Consider the following 25,962-nt stretch of genomic DNA (forward strand, 5'->3'; position numbering starts at 1 on the left):
CGGCGCCGACGACGGTGAGTTAGCGGGGCAGCTTCACCGAGATGAGCTCGACCTGGTTTTCGCCCTGCGGGGTCGTGTACGTCACCGTGTCGCCCGCCTTGCGCCCGGCCAGGGCCTGGCCCAGCGGGCTGCGGGCGGTCAGCGTCTCGGCCTCGCGGCCGATGGGGGTCTCCTCGACGATGGAGATCACGTGCATGGTGACGACCTCCCCGTCGGGGAATCGCAGCGTCACCTCGGTCCCGCCGGGCAACGTTTCCGAGTCGTCCGAGGCTGACGGCCCGCTGCGCAGTCGCCGGTCCAGCTCGTTGATCCGGTCGGCGAGGACGACGAGCTCGTCCGCGCGTTGTATCGCCTCGGCCGCGTCGCCATGGTCACCGACCATGCCGCGGTCATTTTTGACCTCGACCTCGAGGCGATCGTGCCGCTGCTTGAGCCGGTCCAGCTCCGCGGCGAGGTTTTCCCGCGCCACGTCCACCGCCGACTTGGCCTTTTTGCTCACGTCAGTCGACCCGATCCAATCTGCCGTCACTGCTGACCTGTAGCGCTACAGTGTCGCACCACCACCAGGCAGCCGCCACCTTACGCGAACGCAAACTTTGGTGTTCTACACATACCCAGTAGGACGGCGGCGAATCTACCCCCGGTAGCTACGCCCAGCCGCCGGCCGTCACCGGTCCCGCGGTGAGGGTGACCACGTTGTTGCGGCTTTCCCGCGCCTCGATGCGAGAGACCCACACCCGGCCGCCGGTCGCCAGCGCGACGATGCGCTCGGCGGTCTCGAACGCCCAGGCCGCCGAGCCCTCCATGCCGGTGTTCTCCATGATCCGCAGGTCGACGACGCCGCGCTCGGCCAGCAGTTCGAACAGGTCGCGCTGCGGGTCGTCCGCGGCGATCAGCGTGGTGTGGTCGAACTGATAGCGCAGTGCCGAGCGGATTTCGCCGACGGCGCTGCCGTCGACCACCAGGCCGGTGCCGAGTTCGGTTTCGGCGCAGGCGAACTCGACCTCGAACGCGCGCTCGCAGCCGTGCAGGAAGAACCGCTTCCCCAGATTGGCCCACGAGCGATGGCAGCACGGGAGTTCGTCGAAGAGCTTGCGCATGTGGAATCGCGCGGTGCGGCCGCTCGGTGCGTCGGCGCGGTGCATGGTTGCGACGTACACGTCGTCGTCGAAAGCAATGTGACTCATGAGTGCAGCGTCGGGTCGGCGCCTTGACGGATCCTTGAAACATCCTTGGCACCGCTAGAAGGGCGGCGGCTCGTAGCTGGCGGCGATACGCTCGGCGCGTCGCGCCGCCTCTGCGGCGATGCGCGCTTCGTTCATGCCGCGCTCCCACCTGATTCGCGCCGCTCGCTCCTGTGCCCGGGTTCGCCGACGGGCCGGCATCATCAGTCCACGGCTTTCATGCGGCTGGGGCGCGTCAGTGGGCAGCACCAGCGCTCCGGTCGGAACGGCCAACGCTGGAAAGAGCAGGCTCCCACCGGGTTTGGTGGCGTACTGATGCCCCGTCGGCGAGGTCCACACCACAGTGCCGTCGGGCTCCTGCCGATCCCGCCATTGGACGTAGAAGGTCTTGAGCAGGTGGTGGTAGCGGCAGAGCAGTTTGAGATTGGACGGGTGGGTGGGCCCCAGCGGAAACGGCACCGTGTGGTCGATGTCGCAGATTTCAGCCGGCGCGTCGCAACCCGGGAAGCGGCAGGTCAAATCGCGAAACCGGACGAACTCGGCCAGCGCCGCCGACGGTCGATAGCCCGACTCCGCCTTGGCCGGCGGGAGCCAGAGGGGCTTGATCTTGGCGTTTCCGGCCACCTCCCGTAGCAGCTCCGCCGGCAGCGGACCATGACCGGACAGATAGCCCGGAGCCTGCGACTCGCCATCGACCGCACCCTGCTCGGCGAGCACGTGAATGACGACGTTCGTGCCAGCGCGTTGCGGCGCGGCGCAATCCGGTCCACCGCACAGGCAGCCCAGTACCTCGGCCCCGGCGGCTAAGGCCCCCAGCGCGTCGGCTCGGCGCTGGGCTTTGGTGCGCGGATCCTCGCGGCAGACCGTGGCGGCGAGCGCGTCGAGCTTCTGCTCGAGGGTGGCCCCGTCGGTGGCGTGCAGCTGCGCCCACACCCCGGCCAGCCCCGCGTCGGTGGACGCGATATCGACGTAGCGATTGTCGTTGCGGGGCCCGGGCACCCGCACCCCGGCGGGGTCGAAGCGGGCCACCCACATGTCGATGCGCTCGGCGACGCTGGGCCCGGACAACCGCATCCACTTCGTGGCGTGGCGGGCCACCGCGGCGTCGATCTTGGCGATCAACTCCGCATCGTCGACCACCTCGGTGCGCGTCACCAGCGCCGCTACCAGCCGGAAGTCGATATCGCCCCGCGCAAACACCTCGGCTACCCGGGGCAACCGCTCACGAAGGGCGATCGCGTGCCGCAGCCGCCCCCGGGCGCGGCCACGGCTGATCCGCAACGCCGCGGCGACCTCGGCGACCACGTTCTCGTGCCCGTCGACGGCCCAGCTGAACCGCTCGCAATCGTCGTCGGGCGCCCGTCGCGCGTACAACTCACCTATCGCCGCCAACTCCCGGGCGCACGCCACGTTCTGTGCGCGACCCGCATCGGAGATGGCATCCACCACCCCGGCATCGCCCACGGTATCGAACATACGTTCGAATATACACCGGTCCATTGACTTAAACTTTTGGCAGGGTCGCCGCTTGTGCATAACCGCGGCTGCGGGGTCGCCCCCACCAGATATAGCTGCGACAGTTGCAGACCGCCCTCGACGAGGCGAATCGTTTGCTACCGCCCACCGGCGGCCCGGCTAGAGCCAGCTAGACCCAGTACGGCACCCGGGCGCGGTATTGCCGCATCGCGAACGCGGCCAGCAGCCAGCCGACGCCGGTGAGGACCAAGACCACCACCCAGTGCCGCAGTTCCTGGTGGCCGCCCAACAACGGCGTCCGAACGATGTCGAGGTAGTGCAGCAGCGGGTTGAGCTCGATGATGCTCGCCCAGCGCCCGGCACCCTGCGCCCGCAGCGTCTCGTCGTTCCAGATGATCGGCGTCATGTAGAACAGCAACTGCACAACCGAGAACAGCAGGGGACCGATGTCGCGGTAGCGGGTCGCCAGGATGCCGAAACACAGTGACACCCAGATGGAATTCAGCACGATCAACCCCAGCGCCGGGATGACCGACAGGTCGGCCCACGACCACGGTTTGGGGAAGATGATGGCGACGACGACGTAGATGGCGATGTTGTGTGCGAACAGGATCATCTGCCGCCACACCAGCCGGTAGACGTGCACGCTCAGCGGCGTCGGCAGCTGCTTGATCAGCCCCTCGTTCGCGACGAACACCTCGGAGCCCTCCAGGATGGCGGCGTTGATCATGTTCCAGATGATCAGCCCGAGGGTGACGTAGGGCAGGTGCACCGCCAGATCGAGGTGGAACAGCTTGGAATACAACGCGCCCAGCGCGACGGCGGTGGTGCCGGTGGCGATGGTGATCCAGAACGGCCCCAGGACGGAGCGGCGGTAGCGCTGCTTGATGTCCTGCCAGCCCAGGTGCAGCCACAGCTCGTGCCGGCGGAAGCCGTCGAGCAGGTCGCCGCGGGCGCGCCCGAACGTCCGCGACTGCGCCGCCGCGTCGATGAATGTCATGCCGACCCTCCCGGTTTCCCGAAGCGCTCGCGACGCCCCAAGCGGCGCAACCGGATCCACTCGACCAGGCCCTTGGGGTCGTGGCGGGTCACCAGGAAGTACCAGCCAAAGCGGACCCACTCCTGGAACAGGAGCCTGCGCAGGCCGGGCTGCGCCATCAGGTAGCCGCGGTTGCGGTAGGTGAAGAACCGCTTGGCGGCGTCGTCGGGGTACTGGGTGTGCATCCGGCCGCCCAGGATCGGCTTGAACTCGTCGGATCCGCACGGGTGCAGGTAGACCGCGTCCAGGCAGGTGCCGAACGGCAGGCCGGACCGAACCAGCCGGCGGTGCATCTCCACCTCGTCGCCGCGAATGAACAGCCGCAGGTCCGGAACGCCGATCGATTCCAGCGTCGACGCCCGGAACAGCGCGCCGTTGAACAACGACGCGATGCCGCGCAGCAGCTCCTGGCCCGCTTCGGTGCGCAATTCGCTTGCGCGCCTGCGCCATACGAGGCCGCGGCGCAGCGGAAACGCCAGCCGCTGCGGGTCGTCGGAGTTGCACACCATCGGCGACACCTCGGCCAGGCCGTACTTCTCGGCGCAGGCCAGCAGCGTCGCCAGCACGCGAGAGTCCTGCGGGCGCCCGTCGTCGTCGGCGAGCCAGACCCAGTCGGCCCCCTGTGCCAGCGCGTGCAGCATGCCGAGCGCGAAACCCCCTGCGCCGCCGAGGTTTCGGCGCGAACCGAGGTAGGTCGTCGGAACCGGTTGGCCGGCAACCAGATCCCGGACCCGGTCGTCACCGTCGTTGTCGACCACGATCAGGTGATCGGGCAGCCGGGTCTGCGTGCTGAGCACGTCCAGCGACTTGGCCAGCTCGTCGGGGCGACGGTGGGTGACCACCACGGCGCAGACGGTGTCGCTCACGGCTGTCCGGCGGTCTCGGCCAGCACCTCGCGCACGTGCCGTGCCGCGTCCTCGCCCTCGTAGGCGCGCACCACGTCCTCGATGCCGCCGGACATGCGGATGACGCCGTGGTCGATCCACATCGCGGTCTTGCACAGCCGGGCGAGAAATTCGTTGGAATGGCTGGCGAACACCAGGATTCCGGAGCGCTCCACCAGTTTCTGCAATCGGGTCTGGGCCTTCTTCAGGAAGTCGGCATCGACCGCGCCGATGCCCTCGTCGAGCAGCAGGATCTCGGGGTCGATGCTGGTGACCACGCCCATCGCCAGCCGGACCCGCATCCCGGTGGAGTAGGTGCGCAGCGGCATCGACAGGTAGTCGCCCAGCTCGGTGAACTCGGCGATCTCGTCGACCTTGGACATCATCTGCTTTCGCGTCTGCCCCAGGAACAGCCCGCGGATGATGATGTTCTCGTAGCCGGAGATCTCGGGGTCCATGCCGACCCCGAGGTCGAAGACCGGCGCGACCCGTCCGGTGACCTTCGCCCACCCGCGGGTGGGCTCGTAGATGCCCGAAAGGAGGCGCAGCAGAGTCGATTTCCCGGCCCCGTTGTGGCCGACGAGCCCGACCCGGTCGCCCAGCTCGAGCTTCATGGTGATGTCGCGCAACGCCTCGACCACGACGACGTTGGAGCTGTTACGACCGATCGTGCCGCCCGCCTTGCCCAGGAAAGCCTTCTTCAACGATCGCGACTTGGCGTCGAAGATGGGAAATTCCACCCACGCGTCGCGCGTCTCGATGTGAGGCCCCGGCACCGTTGGCTACTAGAGGTATTGACCGTGTCCGGAGCCGCCGCCCTGCTTGCCGAGGCCCGGCGGCAATGCGCCCTGGCGCATCTGCTCAAGCTGCGCGCGGGCGGCCATCTGCTGGGCGAACAACGCGGTCTGAATGCCGTGGAACAGCCCTTCCAGCCAGCCGACCAGCTGCGCCTGCGCGATGCGCAATTCGGCGTCCGACGGCGCGACGTCCTCACTGAACGGCAGGGTGAGCCGATCGAGCTCCTCACGCAGTTCCGGTGCCAGGCCCTCCTCGAGCTCACGGATGCTCGTGGCGTGGATGTCGCGCAGCCGGTTGCGGCTGGCCTCGTCCAGCGGCGCGGCGCGCACCTCCTCGAGCAGTTGCTTGATCATGGTGCCGATCCGCATCACCTTGGCCGGCTGCTCGACCAGGTCGGTCAGGGAGCGTTCGTCGGAGTCGTCCTCCGCGTCGCGGATCGCCATGATTCGCGGGTCGACGCCGCCGATGACCTCGATGCCGTCGGCGTCCGGTCCGTCGTTGCCGTTCGTCAATCCATTCACCATCCTCTTTGGGGACTTTAAGGGTGCGGGGCCGCCACGTCCGGGCGCCACTCGTAGATCCGAGCCCCACCGTTGTCGTAGATCATCGTCCACGACGTCGATTTATCCAGAGAGACTAGCCCTTCGGGAGTGGCAAACCCTCTGACGTTGGGCGTGCTGGTCAAGATGTACCTGATATTGAGCGCTTTAATCGCCTCGACCACCTTCGGATCCGCTTCACCTTTGCGCGCCGAGGTCCAGAAGATGTAGCGGTAGTAGCCGGGGCCGGTCTGCTGCGGGAAGTCGTAATGCGTCCATAGCGGGTGCAGGTCGGCCACCGCGTACATCCACGTGGTGCCGTCGACGTTGGAGTCGCCGATCAGCGTGTCGTGAGCGCCGGGCAGCGTGGCCAGGTAGGCCATCGCCATGAGGTCGCGCTGGTCGACGATCACCGAGTCGTACTTGTCGCCGAACAGCACGAGGTGCCGGTACAGGTAGTGCCGGGCGGTCAGCACGGTGGCCAGCAGAAGAAGGACCGCCGTGGCGGCGGTCCAGACCGGGGAACGTATCTGTTTGAACCGGCCGGTGACATACCTGGCCGCCCCCACCACCACCGCGACGATCGCGCACAGCGCGATGGCCGCCATCGGCGTCACCAGCATCGTCACCACCGCCGCCAGGCGCCGCGGATCGTTGTAGAAGAACTGGCTGAACTCCTCGATGGCGCGGCCGACGGGATTGCGAAACGGCGCCCCCGAGTAGATCGTCGCCACGGTCAGCACCAGCCAGACGGCCGGTGGCCACCAGATCCGCTTGTACAGCAGGATCGCCATGCCGAGGTAGATCAGCACCAGCAAGCCGTATTGGGTGGGGAAGTCGTTGAGGTGGCGGGTGTGCAGGAGCAGCGCGTCGATGACGCCCTGCTTGGCGCTCTTGAAGCTGGGGAACGCGTGCCCGGCGATGATGTCGGCCTGCCGGAGCACCCCGAGGAACTGCGGGGCCAGCACCAGGCCCGTCGGCACGGCCACGGCGGCCAGGGTGAGCGCGTCGGCGAGGCGGCCCCGCACCGGATGCCACACGGCGTCCAGCAGCCACCAGGCCAACAGGAACAGGATGACGATGAACCCGCCGGTCAGGTGCATCGACAGCACGCCCACCAGCGCCAGCGCCGCCGCCGGAACGCGATCGCGGTGCCGCAACGTCGACGCGATCAGGACAAACGTCGGGATCGCGACCCCGTAGGCGGCCAGGTTGGGCATCGCGGCGACGCCGAACTCGACGTAGGGGACCGAGGTGAACGACGCCGACAGCGCCGCGGCGGTCGCCGAGACGGCGGCCGTGCGCCATTGGGTGCTGATCGGGCGCAGCAGGAACCAGGTGAGCGTGGCGGCGCTGGAGGGAAACAGCCACACGGACGCGGCCAGCGACGTCAGGGTGTAGCCGGTGGTCGGAGCCGCACCGGTGAGCTGGCAGTAAATCGCGGTCAGGGCGTGAAAGACCGAAGGGTAGTACAGCGGCTGGTGGGTCTCGACGTTGCGCAGCTCGCCCATGTGGGTGGAGGACGCCTGGCCGGTGTCGAGGATGTAGCGCACCTCGTTGGCGTGCCAGGCCGCGTCCCAGGTGCTGGGGATCGACTGCCAGTGCGTGAGCCCGCGGTAGCCCGCCCACATGATCAGCGCGGCGCCCAGCAGCACGCCCGCGGCCACCAGCGCCGCCGGCCAGCCGCCGATTCCGCGGGCCCCTCCTTCCCCGGCGTCGCCGCGGTGGTAGCGGGCCATCAGCAGCTGCAAACCCGTCGCCGCCAGGCACACCGCCGCGAGCGTGGCCAGCGCAGTCCAACCGTTCCAAGGGATTCCGAGCGCACCGAAGGGGATAATCGCCAGCGCCACAACGCCATAGGTCAGCGCCGGGCCAACCGCGATGGCGGCCGGCCACGTTTGCTGGGCGATGCGCGCGACTATCACACCCGGTGCGATCAGCAAGAACAGCGCGATCAGCGTTCCGGTCCATAGGCCCACTCGACTAGTATGGCTGCCCGGGTGACCCGGCTTGCCAATGCCTAAGGGGCACCCGCTACCGTCACAATTTTCGCGGAATTGCGAAGCTCTAAGGTGGCTGGCATGGCTTACGACGTCGCCCGGGTGCGCGGACTGCATCCGTCGCTGGGTGACGGATGGGTGCACTTCGACGCGCCGGCCGGCATGCTCATCCCGGATTCCGTTGCGACCACGGTGTCCACCGCGTTTCGCCGGTCCAGCGCCACCACCTCCGGCGCCCACCCGTCGGCCCGGCGCAGCGCCGCGGTGCTCGACGCGGCGCGGGCCGCGGTGGCGGACTTGTTCAACGCCGACCCGGCGGGCGTCGTGCTGGGCGCCGACCGCGCCATCCTGTTGTCGTCGCTGGCCGAGGCGTCGTCCTCGCGCGCCGGCCTCGGCTACGAGGTGGTCGTCAGCCGGCTCGACGACGAGGCCAACATCGCCCCGTGGCTGCGGGCCGCCCACCGCTACGGCGCCAAGGTGAAGTGGGCCGAGATCGACATCGAGACCGGCGAGCTGCCGACATGGCAGTGGGAAAGCCTGATCGGGAAGTCGACCCGGCTGGTCGCCGTCACGACGGCGTCGGCGACGCTGGGCACGGTCACCGACCTGCGGGCGATGACCAAGCTGGTGCACGACGTCGGCGGCCTGGTGGTGGTGGACCACTCCGCCGCCGCCCCGTACCGGCTGCTCGACGTCAGGGAGACCGACGCCGACGTGGTGGCGGTGAACGCCCTCGCCTGGGGCGGCCCGCCGGTCGGGGCGCTGGTGTTCCGCGACCCGGGCATGATCGGCACGTTCGGCACCGTCTCGACCGACCCCAACGCGTCCGGCCCGTCACGCCTGGAGCTCGGCGCCCACCAATTCGGCCTGCTGGCCGGGGTGGTCGCCAGCATCGAGTACCTGGCGACGCTCGACGAGTCGGCCCGCGGCGGCCGCCGCGAACGCCTGTCGGTCTCGACGCAGTCCGCCACCGCGTACCTGAACCGGGTGTTCGACTACCTGATGGTCGCGCTGCGGTCCCTGCCGCTGGTGATGGTCATCGGCCGTCCCGAGGCGCGGATACCGGTCGTCAGCTTCGCCCTGCAGGACGTCCCGGCCGAACGCGTCGTGCAGCGCTTGGCGGACAACGGAATCCTGGCCGTCACCAACGAGAGCTCGCGCGCGCTCGACGTGCTGGGCGTCAACGACGTGGGCGGCGCCGTCACCGTCGGGCTGGCGCATTACTCGACGACGGCCGAGGTCGACCAGCTGGTGCGCGCGCTGGCGTCGCTGGGCTGAGCGCGCCGCTAGACGGTCAGCACGATCTTTCCGGTCACCTTGCTGCCCACCAGCTGTTGGTGCGCCTCACCGGCCTGCTGGATGGGCAGGCGCGCGCCGATGATCGGCCGCACCCGGCCCTCGGCGATCATCGGCCACACCGAGGTCCGCACCGCCTGCACGATCTCGGTCTTGCTGTTCGGCCCGGTCACCGGGCGCGCCCGCAGCGTGGTGCCGATGACCCGCGCCCGCTTGGCCAGCAGCTTGCCGATGTTCAGCTCGCCCTTCAGGCCGCCCTGCATGCCGATGATGACGAGCTGCCCGTCGGTGGCCAGGGCGTCGATGTTGCGGTCAAGGTAGGCGGCGCCCATGATGTCGAGGATCACGTCGGCGCCGCCCTGTTCGCGTAGCCGCGCGACGAAGTCCTCGTCGCGGTAGTTGATGGTGATCTCGGCGCCCAGCTCGCGGCAGAATTCGAGCTTCTCCGCCGACCCGGCGGTGACGGCCACCCGCGCGCCGAGCGCCCGCGCGACCTGGATCGCGTGGCTGCCGATGCCGCTGCCCCCACCGTGCACCAGCAGCACCTGGCCCTTACCCAGGTGGGCGACCATCACCAGGTTCGACCACACCGTGCACGCCACCTCCGGCAACCCGGCGGCGTCGACGAGGTCCACGCCGTCGGGAACCGGCAGCACCTGGCCGGCGGGCACGGCCACGTATTCGGCGTAGCCACCGCCGGCCAGCAAGGCGCAAACCTCTTGTCCCGCAGACCAATCCGTGACGCCCTCGCCCGCATCGGCGACAACCCCCGACACCTCCATGCCGATGATGTCGCTGACGCCCGGCGGGGGCGGGTACTTGCCGGCGGCCTGCAGCACGTCGGCGCGGTTCACGCCGGCCGCGGCGACCTTGATCAATATCTCGCCGGGCCCCGCCGCGGCATCGGGCACTTCTCGCCAGGACAGCTGGTCGGAGGATTCGGCGACGATGGCGCGCATGGGGGCAACGCTACCCAGCCCCGTTACCCTTATCAGCGGTGGCGTGGCAGAGCGGCCTAATGCACTCGCCTTGAAAGCGAGAGACGGCTAAAACCGTCCGGGGGTTCAAATCCCTCCGCCACCGCGGCACGTTGGTTGCCCCGCCAGTCGGGAGACAAACACTAGTAGCTTCGATCGCCCTCGCTGTCGTCGAAGAAATGCCATTCGCCGTCCTGCTCGACTTCCATGCGCCAGCCCAGTTCGTTGCCCTCGACCGCGTCGTCGGCGAACCACGCGTGGGCCTTGTCGGCGCTGTCGATCTCCTTTGTCGCGACGACGTCGCCCTTGGGGTTGAGCACTCGGTAGGTAGCCATGTCGGCAGTGTTCCCACCGCCGGCAGAGCTCAACCGGTCGGAATCTCGGCGGCGATCGTGTCCATCAGGGCGGTGTAGCGGCCGATTTCGGGATCGCGGCCCGGCTTGCCGCTGCTGATCACGCCGGCGGCCAGGCTGCGCTCGGGGTCGGCCCAGATCGCGATGTTGGCCAGGCCGAGGTTGCCGAACGCCTTAGACGCGTTGCGGCCGAACGGTCCGAAGCGCTTCGTGCCCAGCATGTACCCGGTGCCCCAGCGGGCCGGCTGCAGGCCGACGGCGAAATCTGGCCGCAGCCGCCGGCACTCCTGCACCGCGCCGTACATCCGCTCCGGGCTGATGATCCGCACCCCGTCGAGTTCGCCACCGCGCCGCCACATTTCGGCGAATCGCGACAGTTCGTTGGCGGTCGAGATGGTGTTGGACGAGGGCACCACGGTGGACAGGAACGCCGGGGTGTTGGTGTACGGGATGATCTCGTGCACGGTTCCGCCGATCGCCTTGCGGAAGATCGCCGCGATCACGGGCGGCAGGGGCTTTCCGGTGGCGTGGCTGGGCGCCACCAACGGGATGTCCTCCTTGGCGACGCCGAAGTTGGTCCAGCGGAAGCCCAGCGGGTCGAGGATCTCGGTGGCCAGGATTTCGCGGATGTCCTTTCCGGTGGCGGCGTAAACGATTTCGCGCATCAGCGGGCCCCAGGTGAGCGCGTGGTAGATGTGCACCAGCCCCGGCCGGTACAGCGGCCGCAGCTTGCCGAGCTGTTCCTGCGCGTACTCGTGGTCGTCGGCCCGGCGCAGGTCCGGCTTGGGCCCGGTGGGGAACGGGACACCCGCGCTGTGGGTCAACACGTGCCGGATCGTGGTGCGGTGCTTGCCGTGGCTGGTGTAGGTGGGGATGTACTCGCAGACCCGGTCGTCGAGCGAGAAGTGCCCCTGTTCGACGAGCATGTGGACGACGGTTGCGGTGATGCCCTTGGCCGCCGAGTACACGCAGAACGGTGTGTCGGTGGTGACGGGCTTCTTCTCGGCGTCGGGCGGATCGGTGGGCGCGTTGCCCCAGCCGTGGCCGATGGCGCGGTTCAGCACGACGCGCCCGCGGTGCCGGATGGCCACCTGGATGGCGGGGTGGAAGCCGGCCCGGTACCAGTGCCGGGCGGCCTGCCAGACGCGCTCGACGGCCGCGCTGTCGATTCCGGAGTGGTCCTCGTCGCCGATCGCCGTCACGGCGTCCAGGTCGGCCGGGACGCGGATTCTGCCGTCGGGAGTCACTTCAGCGAGAGTAGCCGAGGGGCTCGTCACTCCCCGGTGAACTGCGGCGGGCGCTTGGCGAACGTCGCCGAGATGCCCTCGGTCAGGTCCTTCGACGGCAGGAACGCCGCGTTCCAGGCGGCGACGTAGCGCAGGCTCTCCGAGACCGCCGCGATGCGCTGCTGGTCGAGGACGTCCTTGATGCCGTTGACCGTCAGCGGCGGATTGGCCGCGATCTCGGCGGCGGTGGCGTGGGCGGCGGCCAGCGTGGCGTCGGGGTCGGCGTAGACGTCGTTGACCAGGCCGATCTTCTCGGCGCGGGCCGCGTCGATGTCCTTGCCGGTCAGCGCCAACTCCCGCAGGTGTCCGTCGTTCAGGATCAGCGGCAGGCGGGCGAGGCTGCCGACGTCGGCGACGATGGCGAGCTTGACCTCCCGCACCGAAAACTTGGCGTCGGCGCTGGCGTAGCGGATGTCCACCGCGGAGATCAGGTCGACGCCGCCGCCGATGCACCAGCCGTGCACCGACGCGATGGTCGGTGTCCGGCAGTCGGCGATGGCCGTGATCGCGGCCTGCATGCGCTTGACCTCGCGGTGGAAATCCGCGCGCGGGCCGGCCAGCGCGTCACCGGACAGGAGCGGGGTGAACGACCCGCCCATCGCGGGCACGTCGAGGCCGTAGCTGAAGTTCTTGCCCGACCCGGTGATGACGATCGCCCGCACGTCGCGGTCGGCGTCCAGCGCCGCGAACACCTCCGGCATCTCCGACCAGAACGCGGGCCCCATCGCGTTGCCCTTGCCCGGCCCGATCAGCGTCACCTGCGCAACCTGGTCCTTGGTTTCGATGGTGACGGATTCGTATGTTTCGCCCATCAGCAGACCGTAGCGTGGCAAACATGGCTCCCGATCTGCGACCCGGACCTCATTCCCCGCCCACCGACGAGCTGCACAGCGCCGAGGACACCCTGGCGGTGTTGCAGCGCGTCCTGCACCCGATCGCCGCCGACGACCTGACCCGCCAGACGCCGTGCAGAGAGTTCGATGTCACGCAGCTGACCGCGCACCTGCTGGAGTCGATCGCCGGCGTCGGCGGCATGGTGGGCGCGGAAATGCCGGAGCGTGACGAGGGCGATTCGGTGGAGCGGCAGGTCATCGCCGCGGCCCGGCCGGCCCTGGACGCCTGGCACCGCCGCGGTCTGGACGGCACCGTGCCGTTCGGCAAGGGCGAGATGCCGGCCAGGAGCGCGTGCGGCATCTTCTCGATCGAATTCCTGGTCCACGCTTGGGATTACGCCGCCGCGGTGGGACACGAGGTGCACGCCCCCGAACCGCTGTGCGAGTACGTGCTGGGGTTGGCGCACCAGATCATCAGGCCGGAACTGCGGGGCAGCGCCGGGTTCGACGAGCCGGTCGACGTGGCCGCCGACGCCGGCGCCCTCGAGCAGCTGATCGCGTTCACCGGCCGCAGACCGGCCCGCTAGCTGCCTGCGCCGAGCGTGCTCTCAGGGCGAGATCCCGCACGGATTTTCGCCGTCACGACACGCTCGGCGCCGGCGACGGGCCCTACGCGCGCTCGAGGTAGAAGTAGTAGTACCGGCCGTCGTCCAGGACGCCCTTGCCGTTCATGATGCCCATCACGGCGTCGTCGTCGATCTTCTTGAAGTGGTCGTGCACGGGCTGGCCGTCATAGACCATCGTCGCGGTGACCTCGCCGCGGAATTCCTCCAGCCACAGGCTGGCCTCACCCTTGCCCATCGCCTTGTTGGAGAACTTGTTCCCGTCGGCGTCCAGGCAGACCAACGGCTGCACGTCGGCGGCCGAGGTGAAGGTCTTGCCGAACCAGCCCGCCTTTTCCAGCTGGCCGTTCATCTTGTGGCCGGTGCGGAACTCACCGCCCTTCCACTCGCCCATCATGCCGTCGATGGTCGCGGGCGCCAGCGTCGCCCAGAAGTCGTCCAACTCGGCGTCGGCGATGGCGTCGCCTCGCTCCTTGAACTCGGTGAACTTCTTGCGGGCCAGGCTCATTGGTTCTCCTTGTTCCAGTCGCGGGCAAACCGCAGCAGGGCGTCGTTCTCCTCGGGCGCCCCGACGGTGATCCGGACGCCGTCGGGCGCGAAGGGACGGACCACGATGCGCGCGTCGGCGGCCCGCGTCACGAAGTCCAGCGTTTGAGCGCCCAGCGGTAGCCAGACGAAGTTGGCCTGCGAAGGCGGCAGCGCGTACCCGGCCTCCCGCAAACCGTCGGCGACCCGGCGGCGCTCGGCGACCACGGCGTCGGTGCGCGCCAACAGCTCGTCGGCGGCATCCAGTGAGGCGATGGCGGCGGCCTGCGAGATGCTCGTCACCGCGAACGGAACGTAGACCTGGTCCAGCGCCGTGATCACGTCGGGATGGCCGACGGCATACCCGACGCGCAGGCCCGCCAGCCCATACGCCTTCGAAAAGGTGCGCAGCACAACGACATTGCTGCGGGCGCGGGCCAGCCCCAAGCTGTCGGGCAACATGCCGTCGCGGATGTACTCGACGTAGGCCTCGTCGATGGCGATCAGGATGTGCGGGGGCACGGCCTCGACGAACCGGGCCAGGGCGTCGGGGTCGACGACCGTCGACGTCGGATTGTTGGGGTTGCAGACGAAGATCAATCGCGTGCGGTCGGTGATCGCGGCCAGCATCGCGTAAAGGTCGAATGCGTGGTCGGCCAAGGGCACCTTGACCGCGGTGGCTCCGGCGACCTGCACCATGGGCGGATACAGCTCGAAGCTGTGCCACCCCATCACCACCTCGTCGCCCGCCGAGGCGGTGATCTGGATCAGCTGCTGGCACAAACTCACCGAACCGCAACTCACCGCGACGTGCTCGGGCGCGAAGTCCGAACCGAGGTGCTTCGCCAGCGCCTCCTTGAGTTGCACGTTGGCGCTGTCGGGGTAGCGGTGCACCGTGTCGGTGGCCCGCTCGATCGCCGCGCGGACACTGGGCAACGGACCGTGCACCGTTTCGTTGCTGGCCAGCTTGATCGAACCCGGCACCGTTTTACCGGGGACGTAGACCGGCAGACCTGCCAACTCGGGTCGCAGGCGGGCGGTCACTTCGACAGCATATGTCGGCGCTGTGTACGCTATGCCTCCGGCGGTTCGGGGACACCCGAAAGGGTTCGGGTACCCTCAGGAAGTCCAATGGAGGCGTGCCAGAGCGGCCGAATGGGGCTCACTGCTAATGAGTTGTCCCCCTCAAAGGGGACCGGAGGTTCAAATCCTCTCGCCTCCGCCACGCGAGACAACTGAAGACAGGCGCCCGTAGCTCAACGGATAGAGCATCTGACTACGGATCAGAAGGTTGGGGGTTCGAATCCCTTCGGGCGCGCTCACTACCAGGAAAAACGGCTCCGGTTGGCCACGCGACACGCCGAAAATCTGACACTTTCCTGATACTTTCAGACGCTGCTCGTCCGCCACTGTCACCGGTCAGGAGTAGGGTGTTGCCCGCACACTTTGCGCGAAATGCGCGAAATGACGGCGTTTAGTGACATACTGGTGGTTGCTGGCTGAGCCGGTCGCATGGCCGGGGTAGGTCAGCCGTCAAGGGAGGTGCCGAGAGGCGCCTCCCCTTCACTTTGCTACGGCCACTTGTAGATTCCGTCGCCGCGCGTGCTGACAGCTTTCATCTGAATCTGATCCAGACGCTCCCACATCGTCCTGTCGCAGATACGAGTTGTCTTGCCAGACGCGGGAACTGCATGGCGCGACGCGGCGTACGAGACAAGATCCGCGAGCTGGATGAAGTACGAATGCTGAGAGTTGCGGGGTACCGGATCTTCAACAAGGAGCCTCGCCGAACCGAACTGAGCACCTTGCCAATTGGCGCCGGAACCGTCTTAGGTGCTTACGCACCCGATCTTCATCCCCCTGATCGTGGATGAGCAGGATTGGTTGCTGCCGATCTTCGGTCCGCTTCCGAAGTCGGGTGAGCAAGTACTCCCAGGCCGTCGCAAAGACGTCGATGTCTGGCCTCTTGATTTCCGATTTATGCACCACGATGGCCCCGACACCGCTGCAGGATTGCACGCAAGCGTCTATGTGCCGCCGGTAAATGTCTCGGACCTGGCCGTCGCCAAGTCCAAGGTCGCGGTACACACTCTTCACGCCGACCAGGTGGTTGGCCTTGACCTCTTGCGACATCTTCAGGCCGTAGGTCGATTTCAGGTTGCGCCGAAGGTTCACGAAGTAGTCCAGCGAATCGGTCCACCGAAGCATCGGGATCAACACGCAGCCCAACGTGTAGGTCTGCGACCCGCCGTTCGAAACGCTCCCGATGTCCCCAGTTTCGTCGACGTAGGCAAATTCAGGACCTACAGGCCGCTCTTGCACCGCGGTCACCGGCGTCCGGGCCTTCCACTGCCCTGATTGGCGAATTGGTCCAGCACTCCTCGTACATCCGGCCCATGGGTCCGCCGCTGCAGGTAATGGGCCTCCGTGGTCGCCAGCTTGGCGTGGGAAAGCTGCTGCTGCGCCAACTCCGCCCCCATCGCGTCCCTGACGACACTGGCGACCGTGCGCCGGAACGCGTGCGGGGTCACCCAGGAAAGGTCGTCGGGGAGCGCAGCCCGCAGCGCGCGCCGCATATTCGCCAATGACATCCAACCGCCCTCGCGGTTTGCGAACACGGGCCCGTCCATTCCCGATTCACCGACCACCGATGCCAACGCGTCGACACCGAACCGAGGGAGAACCACCGTGTGCGGCGGGGCATCGCCCTTGCGAGAATCCTGCCGATGCAGAGGTTTACCAGCGATACGCCCATGGTCGACCAGGGTCCCGGTGATCGTCACCGTGGGTGGCTCGCCAAGGAGGTCCACATCTGCCCACTGCAACGCCAAGAGCTCGTTCGGCCGGGCGCCGGTCGCCGCCAGCAGGTCCACGAATGCGGGCAGCAGCCGCGCCGGCCGCGGACCTGGACCTTGCTTCTCGACGTAGGCCCGCGCCGCCGCGCGGACCCGCGCAAACTCGGCCGGCGTCGCAGCCCTAGCCGCCTTTCGTACTGTCTTGACAGTGCGAGCCTCGCGAATCGGGTTCACCGACAACACGTCGTAGCGCACCGCCAACCCACACATTCCCGACAAAATCATCCGAAGGCGCTTCGCCTGAGTCGTCGACCCCATCGCCTGCAGACGGGCATTTGCGCGGCTGGCCGGCAACTCAGTTATGCGCAGCGCACCCAGCTGCGCCGCCCCGTGAACCTTCCAAACCGCCCGATAGGCATCTGCCGTCTGCCGGCTGACTCCGTCCTCGGCCACCTTCGCCTCAATCCACAGATCGAACAACTCGGCCAGCGTCGTCCGATCGGTCACGACCTGACTCGTCAACGGCGACCGGCGCTGCACCAGGTGCCGCTGCAGCAACCGGCGCGCGTCCTCGACAGACCTGGCGCTGGACCGCTCCACACGACGCCGCCTACCATCCGCATCACGCACATACGTCGAAGCGAAAAACCTTCCACCACTAGCCTTCTCGGTAATTCGACCATGCTCCCCAGGTCGCATACGCTGCCTAGGCATCGTTGATGACACCGCCCGCCTCGTGGATCTCGGCGTTGAGCCGGCTAATCCGGGCAGCGACCTCGGTCCGGCGGCTTTCCAACGATGCCTTGAGCGCAGCGTCATAGCCGTACAGGCCAGCATTCACGTGCAAATGGGCCAGCTCCGCCATCAGGTCCGAGCGCTCGCGTACAGCGGCAATCAAACGCTCGCCGGCGGTCGGCGCGGCAGCAGGACTCGTTAGTGACGGGCCGATGCCGGTTGCCCACAAGTAGGCCACCCAGCTTGTACCGATGCGGCCAGGGATGATCTCAACCTGACCGGCTGGCAAATCCGGGTAGAGCAACACCATCGGCGGAACATCAAGCGCCGCAGCAAGAATCAGCAACTCGGCGATGTCCAAATTCTTCTTCCGGCCGCTTTCATAGTTTGCAATTTGCGCCCGACTGATCGGATAGCCGAGTTCCGCAGTCTTGTCCGCGAGCCATTGGGCGGAACGGCCGGCGCCCCGATGTTTCTTGATTGCGGCAGCGATCCGCGCATGCAGGTCCGCATCCCATTGGCTCATAACGACACAGATTATCAGGTACTTGTGCGGATTCAACACGACGTGTAAGAATCTCTCATTAGGACACAAAACTGTCCCAATCGAGTGTCAAATCTACACAGGAGGGTTCCTGATGACCGAGATCCAAACCAGAACGCCGCCGACGCTGCACCCGGTCGAGTCTGTTATGGCCCGGCTGCACTTGGGCCGCTCGAAGGTTTTCGAATTGCTTGCCAGCGGGGAGCTTCGAAGCGTCAAAGTTGGTCGGCGACGGCTTGTTTCGGAGTCTGCGCTGTGCGAATTCATCGACAAGCTGGACGGCACAATCGGCGGGGATGCAGCCTGATGACCACTCCGCAAAAGACAGCGGCCCCCGCATGTCCAGGTGTTGGAGCACCTGGCGGAGGCCGCTGCAACCCATCCACTTACACCAGACAGGAAACCAACATCATGCCACACGTCAACGACGTCCCGCTCCCCGAAGGCGCATCGCCAGGCAACGAAGGCTGTGCAGCGTGGGACGGCGCGTTCCGGGTGATCTACGGCATCGAGCGCAAGATCATCGATAGCGACTCCTGGGTGCAGACATCAGCCGTCCAGCTGCCAGACGGCACCCTCGACAGCGCGGAGGGGCCATCACGCTCCGATCCCGGCATCAGCGTCAACTCATCCTGGGAGAACTACCTCACCGGCTCGCAGGCCCGTCAACTCGCAGCCGCGATCATCGCCTCAGCCGACGAACTTGATACCTGGACGCGTGAGCGCCACGGGTGCCCGTTTTCCTGGTGCACCACCAGGCCGCGCCACACCGATGACCAGGATCACTGGTCGGGAATCACCTACACGACTGCATCACTTCGCCACGGCGACCCTTACCACCTGGAGGGGGACAGGTCGCCGCTGACGGTTGGAGCAGGCGTCGCATATGTCGAGGGCCAAATGCCCGCGGTGGTAGTGCATCTCGACGGCGGCCAGTACGACTACGACCACGACGCTTTCCTCCGCCTCGACGAGGCCTACGAACTCCGGCGCGCACTCGACCAAGCAATCGACCACGCCACCGAGGCGTTCAGCCACATGTGCGACGAAATCGTCTCCGGCGCGCACACCCTGGGCGGTGACAAGTGAGCAGCCGGTCGCGCCAGCGCCGCCCGCGGCTGCGTCCTTGTGACCGCTGTGGTCGCCGGGGCCGCAGCCTCGCGGCAATGGCCGACTGGAATGTCATCGTCGAGTACGGGCTCATCACAGGCCTGCTGTGCCCGGCCTGCCAAACCCCAGAAGAAAACGTCGAGGCCGCGGTCAACGAAGCCACCCTCGACTACACGATGATCGGCGACCGGCTGGCCGGCAGACCCAAGGGGCTCTGCTAATGGCGCAGTACGACATCGAATCCCGGTCGGTCGACTGGTACTCGGTCCACCTATTCGTGATTCCGGTGCTCGACGAGGCGGGGAGCTGGCCACTGGCCGGCTCCCCAGCCTGGCGCCAGCTCCCCGATGGCCATCCAGCCAAGCTCGCTGCCGTGCTCGACGGCGGCCGGCACTGGGCCCTACACGTCGATGTCGCTCAGGAGGCATTAGCCCAAGCCTCCCGAGCCATTTCAGCGGCCGCGGACTGGGCCGAGATCTCGCGCGACATCCGCCGCCGCAACGCGATCTACATTCCGAGGAGGTCGGCGTGACCGGCATTGAGTTCGAAGAGTTCTGGACGGCCTGGCCAATCCTGGCGCATATCCGTCAGTTCGCTCAGTCCCGGCGCCGCTGTCCGTGGGCGGTCCTCGGCGTGTCCATGGTCCGCGCCGCCGGCCTCATTCCGCCGGGGACCGCGCTGCCACCCCACGCCGGCGGCCGCGCCAGCCTCAACCTCTTCGTGGCGTTAACCGGCCCGAGCGGTGCGGGCAAAGGCACCAGCGAGGCTGCAGCGCGAGACGCGATCGCGTTGCGCTGGCACCACGGCGCAGTAGTCGACCTGCCCGAATTCCCAATCGGCTCCGGCGAGGGCATCGCCCGGACGTTCATGCCGCCCCCCATGGACAAAGACGGCCTGCCCGAGCGCGAACAGATCACCACCGCCATCTTCTCGGTGCCCGAAATCGACACCGCCGCGGGCCTCTTCTCCCGCTCGGGCAGCACGTTGGAGTCCGAGCTGCGCAAGGTCTTCAGCGGAGAGCAGCTGGGATTCACCAACGCCCAGGCCCACACCCGAACACGGGTGCCGGCACACACGTACCGCTGCGGACTCGTCGTCGGTGTGCAGCCTGGCCGGGCCGGCGCGCTGCTTGACGGCGCGGACGGTGGGACACCTCAGCGGTTCGTCTGGCTGCCCGTGCTGGATGCCGACATGCCCGACGAGCGTCCCGCCGAGCCCGCCCCCGTCGTGATCACTCAGCCGCGCTTCGCCGGCGACCTCACGGTGCCGAAGGTCGCGCGCGACGCCATCGACGCCCACCAACTCGCAATGCACCGCGGCACCGTCGACCCCCTCGACGGCCACAAGCTGCTGGTGCGGCTCAAGGTGGCGGCGGCGCTGATGGTCCTCGACGGCCGCGACGAGAAACCGGCCATCAACGATGAGGACTGGAACCTGGCCGGGGTGGTGATGGCGGTCTCCGATCACACCCGCGCGTGGGTCCAGCACGAGCGCACCAAGGCCGCCCAGCAAAACAACCGAGGCCGCGCGCTCGCCACGGCCGAACGCGACGAGGTGATCTCAGATCGCAAACTCCAGCGGGCCAAGGAAGCCGTGCTGCGGTGGCTGGCAAGACAAGCCTCTGGTGAGACATTCGGCGCGGACCTTCGTAGGAAGCTGAAGGCCGACCTGCGCGACAACTTCTCAGCAGCCGTATCAGAGTTAGCTGATGAGGGCCGCATCATCGTTATCGAGACCGACAAGGGAAGCCGCTACCGTCTGGCGGCTGAAAGTACACCGTGTACCGAAAGTACACCCCTATATCCGCAGGTCAATGGCGGTGTACCCAAAGTACACGGTGTACCCCCTGTTGCCGCCACAGCCGCCGATTCTCCCAGCTCGCCGCGATCCGACGCCTCAGCCCAGTCCGACAGCCCGACCGGCGAGCCCACCCTCACAACCGCGGAGGAACCAATGAATCAACCCCGCCCAAAGGTTTGCCAGCGCTGCAACGTCGAGCTGCCGTTGGCCGCGGCCGGACCGTTCTGCGACGACTGCGACGGCCCACCGGCCCGGCCACCAGCCGCCCGGAAAGCACCAGAAACCACCCTCCGGGTCGTGCATAACGGCACCAACGATCGCGGCCTCCCGCGCGCACCGAGCAAAAGACCAGACGCTACCCGGGACGTGGGAACGTGACCCTCGACAACCTGCTCTCGGTCATCGGCGGCGCACCCGCACTACCCGGCGCACGCTGCCGCGGCCGGCATCACCTCTTCGATGACGCCGGGCCCGGTGAGGACCCCGAAGCCGTCGAGCAGCGCCACAATCAGGCGCTGGGGCTGTGCTCCCGGTGTCCGGCCGCTGACCGCTGCCGCGCCTGGTTCAGCACGCTGCCGGCGCGGCAACGCCCCCTCGGCGTCGTCGCCGGCCGCGTCAACACGCCGCGACCCGTCGGCCGGCCTCGTCAGACCCAGGCCGCGGCGGAGGTGACTTCGTGAGGACGCCGCGACCCGTGCGCACCGCCTACGAAACCGCGCTCGACGTCGCCTGCAGTAACTGTCGCGCCGAGCCCGGCCAGTGGTGCACCCGCGACGACGGGATGCCCAAGCGGATCCCCTGCGTCGCGCGCCTCGCCGCGGCCGGCGCGACAGACCAGGGCCACCCACATAACTTCGACGAACCCCGAACCACGGAAGGAACGCCATGACCACGATGCCACCAACGACTCTCGGCCTCGCTGATCAGGCCCGCGCTGCGCGCCTCGCCTTGGCGGTGCTCGACGGCGACGGAGACAGATACGACGCTGCCGTGGCCGACGCGCTCGGCCGGGGCCCTGAGCTGATCTATGCACTGGTCCGCAACTGGATCATGGCGCTGATCGAACACCAAGGGAAAGCCCGAGCTCGAGACCGCGTCGTGCAGATCCTCGCTGGCATCGTCGAGCACTACGAAGAGCTTGGGGAGCCCCGATCATGACCAAGCCGAGGCGCCGACTGCGCAACAGGTCAGGCCCACCCCCAGCCGAACCGGCTGAGGCACAGCAATTGTCGGCCCTCCGGGCGGCCGCGCTCGGGCTGCTGCTTGCCGGCCTCACCGGTGACGGCGCGCGCGTCGGTGTCGAAACCGGGCGGATCATCGCGGCCGGCGAGAAGGTGACAGCGGCCGTGATCGGGTTCTTGACCGCGCATGCCGCCGAGGCCTACACCAACAAGTACGGGAGCCAGGAGGCCGCGATCGACGCGGTCAGCACCGAGCTGGACGCCGCCGTGCTCGCAGCTAGCGAGAGACAGCTATGAGCAGCCACCGGAAGCTCCCAATCACCGAGTCGCCGCTACCCGAATCACAAACCATCGGAATCGACGCGCCGCGACCAGTCATCGTGCGCAACTGTCCAGACTGCGGCCGGACAATCGGGCCCATGCCGCCGTCCGACGTGGTGTGTCCCCGGTCTGACGGGCTGACGTCATGAAGCTGAGCTGTCATCAATGCGGTCGTGAGCTCGACGCCGACGACCGCGCGGGCTGGGCGGCGTGGCCCTTCAGGGGTCATGTCCGGATTCGACTGGGCACCATACGGATCACCGCCACACCGGACGAGGCTTTCCAGCTGGCCAGCGAGCTCGTCGACGCGATCGACACACTCCGCGGCGCCCGCGAGGTGCCTAGTGGCCGCTGACATCCGCTACGGCGACGGCATCACGATCAGCGTCGCCGCAGCAGCCGTCATGGTCGAAGTGATCGGCCTGGCCGAGAAACTGCTGGCCCGGCAGAACGGTCAGCCCCTTTCACCGAGATTGCAGGCGATGCGAAACGACTTGACGGACTGCGTTGCTCGCGCCGCCGCTAACGCCGACGTCAGCACCAACGAGGTGACGGCCCGAGCTGTCCTAGCCTTCGAGAAGGACACCACCGCTGCAGCTGAGGCCCTCGGGATCAGCCCTAGTGGTGTCCGCTGGGCCTGCCGGGCAGGTCGGCTCGGCAGGAAAGTCGGCGACCGCTGGCTGATCAGCGATCAGGAGATTGCAATGTACAAGCAGCAGACTCAGGGAGTGTCCTGAAATGCCGAAAATGACTGATACGCAACGACAACTCCAAGAAGACCTCGACGTGCGGCTGGTCGCAGCCGCGATAGAGGACGGCCGCATCAGCGCCGCCAACGCACCGAACTGGGTGCTAGCCATGAGGGCCGACCGCGTCCAGGCGCGCGGGATGCTGGCCGCCTTGACACCGATTCCGGGCAAGGACTTGGTGCATGAGATGGCTGAGGAACGTCGCTCTGGCACCGACGCTTCAGCAGGCGGTGTCGGCGTTACCGATGCGCACAACGCGGTCATGGGCTTCCTACGCGGCACCCCGCCGCCAACACGGCGCACACCGCGACCAGCAGTGCAGGCTTCCGCCACTCAAGCACCCGCCGCCCCGGCGCCCGTCGACGACCTCGGTCTGCCGATCCCGCAGGCATCGCAGCCGGTGCGCATCCGGCAGGGCACCCCGGTCGAGCAGTGGACACCGCAGCAGCAGGCCGACTGGTTCCAACGGCAACTCGGGCCGGCGTTCCACCCGGGCACCCAACCGCCGCCGCCGGCCGACGGCTGGTACCACCCCAGCCCCAACGATCACTGCGAGTTTGTCCAAAACGCCGACGGCACCGGCGGTTGGCGTGAAAAACCCGACTACCGCCCGCACAACTGGGACTAGGAGGAGCACAGTCGATGCTCGCAAATGCGCCGACAAACGAGCCGATGGGCATCACCGGAGACTGGAAGCCAAGATTCCGGGTCACCGCGGCACTCGTCATCGCCCACGATCAGCAAGGGCGCCTTCGCCACTGCTACCGCGATTCGCTGCTCGGCTGGCTCAGCGACGAGCAGGCCGCGCACTTCGTGACCCACAACCTCGTCGAGCGAATCGAGGAAAGCCCTGACGTGCCGACAATGCCGGCCGCCGAAACGGTCGCGAATTGCGTTGTGGCGCTCGACAATCTGGGAATCAGAGTCGCGGCCGGCGACCCGACCGCGCGCCAGGCCCTCCGCGACGCCGGCCACCGGTTCGCCAACGACGTCGTCGCCGCCGCCGTCAAACAACGCAAAGCCTCCAAACCCGACCTGGACGAAGAATTCGACGAAATCACCATGTGAACTGCCCCAGACATCCCGCACAGGCAGCTGAAAAGAACTGCCCTACCCGATATTCGGCGCCGCCGGAGAAACAGACTCCGACGCGACCGGCCGGGACTCTAACCAGACAAGAAAGAGGAGCAAGCCAATGAACGCAACCACCGTCACCATCGGCACCACCCCCACGCTCATCTGCGCGATCAGCTACGGAACCTGCGGCGCAATCGTCCAAAACTCCGGCGACGTACCAGTGTTCCTCGGGAACCAGTCAGTAGCCCCCGACAACAGCCTGTCCTTAGCCCCCGGCCAGGTCATCACGATCCCCGGAGGCACCGACCGCGGCTTCACCCTCTACGGCGTCGCCGCCACCGACACCGGCGCCGTGACATTCCTCGACCTCTGACGCGCGCAGGAGGTAGACGATGGCACACAGCGACGCTGCACAGAAGCGCTGGACAGAAGCCACAGCAGCTCAGCGGCTGATGATCGGCATGAGCGATCGCCCCGGACAGTTCCGCCAAGACCCGATGATGGCGCTGATCAACCAGGCCCACCGCGCCACACAGAGCAGCCACGACGGCATCGACTACATGTCCACGCCTTTCTAGGCGTGCAGAACACGGCCACCGAGCGCGGCCTCGGGCCGCAGGTAATCCCGCTGGCCCCTACCCGCGGCACCAAGCGATGGTGGCCGGACAAAGGGGCCCCACCCCCCGGCCGAAAAAATCAAGGGGAGGGGGGCACCAGGCGACCGCCTGTCCGTCGCCGATTTTTACGTACAGGCCCAAAAAATCGGGGAACTAGCCCTCTGACGTGGGATTTTGGCCTATTGTTGCGGTGTTGCGGTGTTGCGGTGTTGCGGCGCGCGTGCCGCCGATAGTTCAGATGCCGGCGAAGTATTTCGAGACGGCTACGGTGCCGTCGAAGTAGTTCGCGTGGGTGATCTTCACGGTTTCCAGCGAATCCGAGCCGATCAGGACGATCTCGATCGAGTCTGACTCTTTCATGTGTGCACGTTCTAGCCGGGCGTATTCGGCCATCGCACTCTTGGCGTCCGTGCCGAACTCTTTCAGGCCGATCAGCTGGGCGCGGTTGTGGTCGAATACGAGCAAGAAGTGCTTGAGCTGCGATGCAGTCATCGACGAACTCCTTGCAAGTAGGGTTGGGCTGTCTCTCTCAGTTTATATACCCGGTGCAGAAGCTCTGGGCCCACCGGTTGGTCGTGTTCCTCGAGTGCCATCGCCTCTGACACTGCCGCGAACCAGTCTCGCACGGGCGGCGGCCCGCCGCCAGCTTTGATATCCAACCCGAACCGAGATGTGACGCTCTCGACCGTGTAGGCCCATTCATGCTGGACCTGCGTTCGAAGCTGGACTTCGATCAGCCGCCCCTGATAGCGGACGATCACGTGCACTGCGCGATAGCCGTCCGGTTTTGGCTGGGCAACGTAGTCCTTGGTTCTGGCAGTGACCGGATCGCCGGAATATCTCGATTGGACGCGTTGGACCTCGTCCAGGCTCTGCAGGACAGCGCGACATCCGCCGATGTCGTGCATCCGGCCCAGGTTCATGCCAGGCTCGCGTCTGAGTTTGTCGATGATCGTTGGAATGCGCTTCAACCGCTGCGAGACCTCGATATGAGCGCAGCCCATTGTGGCGACACGTGACCGCAGTCCCATCGTTGCGGCCCCGAGAGGACGAGCGTGCGCGGCGCGCCACGCCTCCAGTGTGTCCAGTGCGGCGAAGATCTGTTCGGCCGTGATCTCCACCGCGGCGGGCACCTTGACCCGATTCCCGGTTACTCGCAGATTGCGCAAGACATTCCCGGCCCGGTTCACTGCGGACACGCTCGGCACAGACGCAGCCAT

36 protein-coding genes, 3 tRNA genes and 1 pseudogene are annotated in these 25,962 nt (G+C 67.2%); 20 read left to right on the forward strand and 20 right to left on the reverse strand.

What is annotated here, in order from left to right:
• Positions 1 to 19: 19 nt before the first annotated feature.
• From MTAB308_RS17175 to MTAB308_RS17210, 8 genes are all read right to left on the reverse strand, one after another.
• Positions 20 to 499: a GreA/GreB family elongation factor gene (locus tag MTAB308_RS17175; protein WP_077100673.1), complete on the reverse strand. Its 480-nt coding sequence runs from the start codon at positions 497 to 499 to the stop codon at positions 20 to 22.
• 148 nt (positions 500 to 647) lie between these two features.
• Positions 648 to 1,187, reverse strand: a complete 540-nt coding sequence (locus tag MTAB308_RS17180; RefSeq protein ID WP_083746573.1) for a 6-carboxytetrahydropterin synthase — start codon at positions 1,185 to 1,187, stop codon at positions 648 to 650.
• Positions 1,188 to 1,241: 54 nt separating this feature from the next.
• Positions 1,242 to 2,660, reverse strand: coding sequence for an HNH endonuclease signature motif containing protein (locus MTAB308_RS17185; RefSeq protein WP_173842197.1), 1,419 nt, complete (start codon positions 2,658 to 2,660; stop codon positions 1,242 to 1,244).
• Positions 2,661 to 2,829: 169 nt separating this feature from the next.
• The gene (gene wzm / locus MTAB308_RS17190; RefSeq protein WP_077100677.1) at positions 2,830 to 3,660 is read right to left on the reverse strand and encodes a galactan export ABC transporter permease subunit Wzm/RfbD; all 831 of its coding nucleotides are present in this window, start codon (positions 3,658 to 3,660) and stop codon (positions 2,830 to 2,832) included.
• The gene (gene glfT1 / locus MTAB308_RS17195; RefSeq protein WP_077100679.1) at positions 3,657 to 4,565 is read right to left on the reverse strand and encodes a galactofuranosyltransferase GlfT1; all 909 of its coding nucleotides are present in this window, start codon (positions 4,563 to 4,565) and stop codon (positions 3,657 to 3,659) included. Before glfT1 ends, wzm begins: the two co-directional genes overlap by 4 nt.
• Positions 4,562 to 5,359 carry a galactan export ABC transporter ATP-binding subunit Wzt/RfbE gene (gene wzt / locus MTAB308_RS17200; RefSeq protein ID WP_077100681.1) on the reverse strand — a complete coding sequence of 266 codons (798 nt, stop codon included), beginning with the start codon at positions 5,357 to 5,359 and terminating at the stop codon, positions 4,562 to 4,564. Before wzt ends, glfT1 begins: the two co-directional genes overlap by 4 nt.
• A gap of 9 nt (positions 5,360 to 5,368) precedes the next feature.
• A complete protein-coding gene (locus MTAB308_RS17205; protein ID WP_108637341.1) occupies positions 5,369 to 5,905 on the reverse strand; it encodes a bacterial proteasome activator family protein in 537 nt (178 codons plus the stop codon).
• Positions 5,906 to 5,919: 14 nt separating this feature from the next.
• Positions 5,920 to 7,899 (reverse strand): DUF6541 family protein, encoded by a 1,980-nt coding sequence (locus MTAB308_RS17210; protein WP_077100683.1) that lies wholly within the window; start codon positions 7,897 to 7,899, stop codon positions 5,920 to 5,922.
• Between the two features lie 102 nt (positions 7,900 to 8,001).
• Between MTAB308_RS17210 and MTAB308_RS17215 the strand changes: the two genes are divergently transcribed.
• Positions 8,002 to 9,198, forward strand: a complete 1,197-nt coding sequence (locus MTAB308_RS17215; RefSeq protein WP_077100685.1) for a cysteine desulfurase-like protein — start codon at positions 8,002 to 8,004, stop codon at positions 9,196 to 9,198.
• Positions 9,199 to 9,206: 8 nt separating this feature from the next.
• On the opposite strand, the gene MTAB308_RS17220 is transcribed toward MTAB308_RS17215, so the two are convergent.
• The gene (locus MTAB308_RS17220) at positions 9,207 to 10,175 is read right to left on the reverse strand and encodes an NAD(P)H-quinone oxidoreductase (RefSeq protein WP_077100687.1); all 969 of its coding nucleotides are present in this window, start codon (positions 10,173 to 10,175) and stop codon (positions 9,207 to 9,209) included.
• Between the two features lie 37 nt (positions 10,176 to 10,212).
• On the opposite strand from MTAB308_RS17220, the gene MTAB308_RS17225 reads away from it, so the two are divergent.
• Positions 10,213 to 10,299 (forward strand) — tRNA-Ser (locus MTAB308_RS17225).
• A gap of 37 nt (positions 10,300 to 10,336) precedes the next feature.
• Here MTAB308_RS17225 and MTAB308_RS17230 read toward each other — a convergent pair.
• The 3 genes from MTAB308_RS17230 to MTAB308_RS17240 are packed head-to-tail and all read right to left on the reverse strand — an operon-like array spanning position 10,337 to position 12,644.
• Complete coding sequence (locus MTAB308_RS17230; RefSeq protein ID WP_077100689.1) at positions 10,337 to 10,528, reverse strand: hypothetical protein; 192 nt, start codon at positions 10,526 to 10,528, stop codon at positions 10,337 to 10,339.
• A 29-nt stretch (positions 10,529 to 10,557) separates the two neighbouring features.
• The gene (gene lipE / locus MTAB308_RS17235) at positions 10,558 to 11,793 is read right to left on the reverse strand and encodes a lipase LipE (protein ID WP_077100691.1); all 1,236 of its coding nucleotides are present in this window, start codon (positions 11,791 to 11,793) and stop codon (positions 10,558 to 10,560) included.
• A gap of 26 nt (positions 11,794 to 11,819) precedes the next feature.
• Entirely contained in the window at positions 11,820 to 12,644 is an 825-nt protein-coding gene (locus MTAB308_RS17240; protein WP_077100693.1) for a crotonase/enoyl-CoA hydratase family protein, read from the reverse strand.
• Between the two features lie 23 nt (positions 12,645 to 12,667).
• On the opposite strand from MTAB308_RS17240, the gene MTAB308_RS17245 reads away from it, so the two are divergent.
• The gene (locus MTAB308_RS17245) at positions 12,668 to 13,252 is read left to right on the forward strand and encodes a TIGR03086 family metal-binding protein (RefSeq protein WP_173842198.1); all 585 of its coding nucleotides are present in this window, start codon (positions 12,668 to 12,670) and stop codon (positions 13,250 to 13,252) included.
• Positions 13,253 to 13,334: 82 nt separating this feature from the next.
• On the opposite strand, the gene MTAB308_RS17250 is transcribed toward MTAB308_RS17245, so the two are convergent.
• Together MTAB308_RS17250 and hisC are read right to left on the reverse strand one after the other, a co-directional pair.
• A complete protein-coding gene (locus tag MTAB308_RS17250; RefSeq protein WP_077100697.1) occupies positions 13,335 to 13,796 on the reverse strand; it encodes a DUF4334 domain-containing protein in 462 nt (153 codons plus the stop codon).
• Positions 13,793 to 14,857 carry a histidinol-phosphate transaminase gene (gene hisC / locus MTAB308_RS17255; protein ID WP_077100699.1) on the reverse strand — a complete coding sequence of 355 codons (1,065 nt, stop codon included), beginning with the start codon at positions 14,855 to 14,857 and terminating at the stop codon, positions 13,793 to 13,795. The genes MTAB308_RS17250 and hisC overlap by 4 nt, the downstream gene beginning before the upstream one ends.
• Before the next feature lie 89 nt (positions 14,858 to 14,946).
• On the opposite strand from hisC, the gene MTAB308_RS17260 reads away from it, so the two are divergent.
• Together MTAB308_RS17260 and MTAB308_RS17265 are read left to right on the forward strand one after the other, a co-directional pair.
• Positions 14,947 to 15,038: transfer RNA gene (locus MTAB308_RS17260), tRNA-Ser, on the forward strand.
• Between the two features lie 20 nt (positions 15,039 to 15,058).
• Positions 15,059 to 15,131, forward strand: a tRNA-Arg gene (locus tag MTAB308_RS17265).
• A gap of 253 nt (positions 15,132 to 15,384) precedes the next feature.
• On the opposite strand, the pseudogene MTAB308_RS30465 reads toward MTAB308_RS17265, so the two are convergent.
• The 4 genes and pseudogenes from MTAB308_RS30465 to MTAB308_RS17280 all read right to left on the reverse strand — a co-directional run.
• Positions 15,385 to 15,564: pseudogene (locus MTAB308_RS30465) on the reverse strand (DUF3800 domain-containing protein); the annotation flags it as partial.
• A 19-nt stretch (positions 15,565 to 15,583) separates the two neighbouring features.
• Positions 15,584 to 16,144: a DUF3800 domain-containing protein gene (locus MTAB308_RS17270; protein WP_245831436.1), complete on the reverse strand. Its 561-nt coding sequence runs from the start codon at positions 16,142 to 16,144 to the stop codon at positions 15,584 to 15,586.
• On the reverse strand, positions 16,141 to 17,322 hold the full coding sequence (locus tag MTAB308_RS17275; protein WP_077100701.1) for a tyrosine-type recombinase/integrase: 1,182 nt from the start codon (positions 17,320 to 17,322) through the stop codon (positions 16,141 to 16,143). Before MTAB308_RS17275 ends, MTAB308_RS17270 begins: the two co-directional genes overlap by 4 nt.
• On the reverse strand, positions 17,315 to 17,869 hold the full coding sequence (locus MTAB308_RS17280; RefSeq protein WP_077100703.1) for a helix-turn-helix domain-containing protein: 555 nt from the start codon (positions 17,867 to 17,869) through the stop codon (positions 17,315 to 17,317). The genes MTAB308_RS17275 and MTAB308_RS17280 overlap by 8 nt, the downstream gene beginning before the upstream one ends.
• A 112-nt stretch (positions 17,870 to 17,981) precedes the next feature.
• Between MTAB308_RS17280 and MTAB308_RS17285 the strand changes: the two genes are divergently transcribed.
• The 15 genes from MTAB308_RS17285 to MTAB308_RS28930 all read left to right on the forward strand — a co-directional run bounded on the left by MTAB308_RS17285 (position 17,982) and on the right by MTAB308_RS28930 (position 24,703).
• Positions 17,982 to 18,194, forward strand: coding sequence for an excisionase family DNA-binding protein (locus tag MTAB308_RS17285; protein ID WP_077100705.1), 213 nt, complete (start codon positions 17,982 to 17,984; stop codon positions 18,192 to 18,194).
• A gap of 104 nt (positions 18,195 to 18,298) precedes the next feature.
• On the forward strand, positions 18,299 to 18,976 hold the full coding sequence (locus MTAB308_RS17290) for a hypothetical protein (protein WP_157900960.1): 678 nt from the start codon (positions 18,299 to 18,301) through the stop codon (positions 18,974 to 18,976).
• A gap of 77 nt (positions 18,977 to 19,053) precedes the next feature.
• Positions 19,054 to 19,218, forward strand: a complete 165-nt coding sequence (locus MTAB308_RS29340; protein ID WP_173842199.1) for a hypothetical protein — start codon at positions 19,054 to 19,056, stop codon at positions 19,216 to 19,218.
• Complete coding sequence (locus MTAB308_RS17295; protein ID WP_077100709.1) at positions 19,218 to 19,529, forward strand: DUF2742 domain-containing protein; 312 nt, start codon at positions 19,218 to 19,220, stop codon at positions 19,527 to 19,529. The genes MTAB308_RS29340 and MTAB308_RS17295 overlap by 1 nt, the downstream gene beginning before the upstream one ends.
• Entirely contained in the window at positions 19,526 to 21,175 is a 1,650-nt protein-coding gene (locus MTAB308_RS17300; protein WP_077100711.1) for a hypothetical protein, read from the forward strand. The genes MTAB308_RS17295 and MTAB308_RS17300 overlap by 4 nt, the downstream gene beginning before the upstream one ends.
• Complete coding sequence (locus MTAB308_RS17305; protein ID WP_077100713.1) at positions 21,172 to 21,477, forward strand: WhiB family transcriptional regulator; 306 nt, start codon at positions 21,172 to 21,174, stop codon at positions 21,475 to 21,477. The genes MTAB308_RS17300 and MTAB308_RS17305 overlap by 4 nt, the downstream gene beginning before the upstream one ends.
• Positions 21,474 to 21,686, forward strand: a complete 213-nt coding sequence (locus MTAB308_RS28925; RefSeq protein ID WP_157900961.1) for a zinc finger domain-containing protein — start codon at positions 21,474 to 21,476, stop codon at positions 21,684 to 21,686. Before MTAB308_RS17305 ends, MTAB308_RS28925 begins: the two co-directional genes overlap by 4 nt.
• Entirely contained in the window at positions 21,683 to 21,955 is a 273-nt protein-coding gene (locus MTAB308_RS17310) for a hypothetical protein (RefSeq protein ID WP_077100715.1), read from the forward strand. Before MTAB308_RS28925 ends, MTAB308_RS17310 begins: the two co-directional genes overlap by 4 nt.
• 68 nt (positions 21,956 to 22,023) lie before the next feature.
• Positions 22,024 to 22,275, forward strand: coding sequence for a hypothetical protein (locus MTAB308_RS17315; RefSeq protein WP_245831437.1), 252 nt, complete (start codon positions 22,024 to 22,026; stop codon positions 22,273 to 22,275).
• A 169-nt stretch (positions 22,276 to 22,444) separates the two neighbouring features.
• The gene (locus MTAB308_RS17320; RefSeq protein WP_077100719.1) at positions 22,445 to 22,654 is read left to right on the forward strand and encodes a hypothetical protein; all 210 of its coding nucleotides are present in this window, start codon (positions 22,445 to 22,447) and stop codon (positions 22,652 to 22,654) included.
• A complete protein-coding gene (locus MTAB308_RS17325) occupies positions 22,644 to 23,036 on the forward strand; it encodes a helix-turn-helix domain-containing protein (protein WP_077100721.1) in 393 nt (130 codons plus the stop codon). The genes MTAB308_RS17320 and MTAB308_RS17325 overlap by 11 nt, the downstream gene beginning before the upstream one ends.
• Before the next feature lie 10 nt (positions 23,037 to 23,046).
• On the forward strand, positions 23,047 to 23,676 hold the full coding sequence (locus MTAB308_RS17330; RefSeq protein WP_157900962.1) for a hypothetical protein: 630 nt from the start codon (positions 23,047 to 23,049) through the stop codon (positions 23,674 to 23,676).
• Between the two features lie 14 nt (positions 23,677 to 23,690).
• Positions 23,691 to 24,116, forward strand: a complete 426-nt coding sequence (locus tag MTAB308_RS17335; protein WP_157900963.1) for a hypothetical protein — start codon at positions 23,691 to 23,693, stop codon at positions 24,114 to 24,116.
• A 127-nt stretch (positions 24,117 to 24,243) separates the two neighbouring features.
• A complete protein-coding gene (locus tag MTAB308_RS17340) occupies positions 24,244 to 24,498 on the forward strand; it encodes a hypothetical protein (protein WP_077100726.1) in 255 nt (84 codons plus the stop codon).
• A gap of 19 nt (positions 24,499 to 24,517) precedes the next feature.
• Positions 24,518 to 24,703, forward strand: a complete 186-nt coding sequence (locus MTAB308_RS28930) for a hypothetical protein (RefSeq protein WP_077100728.1) — start codon at positions 24,518 to 24,520, stop codon at positions 24,701 to 24,703.
• A gap of 273 nt (positions 24,704 to 24,976) precedes the next feature.
• On the opposite strand, the gene MTAB308_RS17345 is transcribed toward MTAB308_RS28930, so the two are convergent.
• Both MTAB308_RS17345 and MTAB308_RS17350 read right to left on the reverse strand, forming a co-directional pair.
• Positions 24,977 to 25,234: a hypothetical protein gene (locus MTAB308_RS17345; protein WP_077100730.1), complete on the reverse strand. Its 258-nt coding sequence runs from the start codon at positions 25,232 to 25,234 to the stop codon at positions 24,977 to 24,979.
• Positions 25,231 to 25,962, reverse strand: coding sequence for a RelA/SpoT domain-containing protein (locus MTAB308_RS17350; RefSeq protein WP_083746574.1), 732 nt, complete (start codon positions 25,960 to 25,962; stop codon positions 25,231 to 25,233). The genes MTAB308_RS17345 and MTAB308_RS17350 overlap by 4 nt, the downstream gene beginning before the upstream one ends.

The organism is Mycobacterium terramassiliense, assembly GCF_900157385.1.
GTDB classification, from domain to species: domain Bacteria; phylum Actinomycetota; class Actinomycetes; order Mycobacteriales; family Mycobacteriaceae; genus Mycobacterium; species Mycobacterium terramassiliense.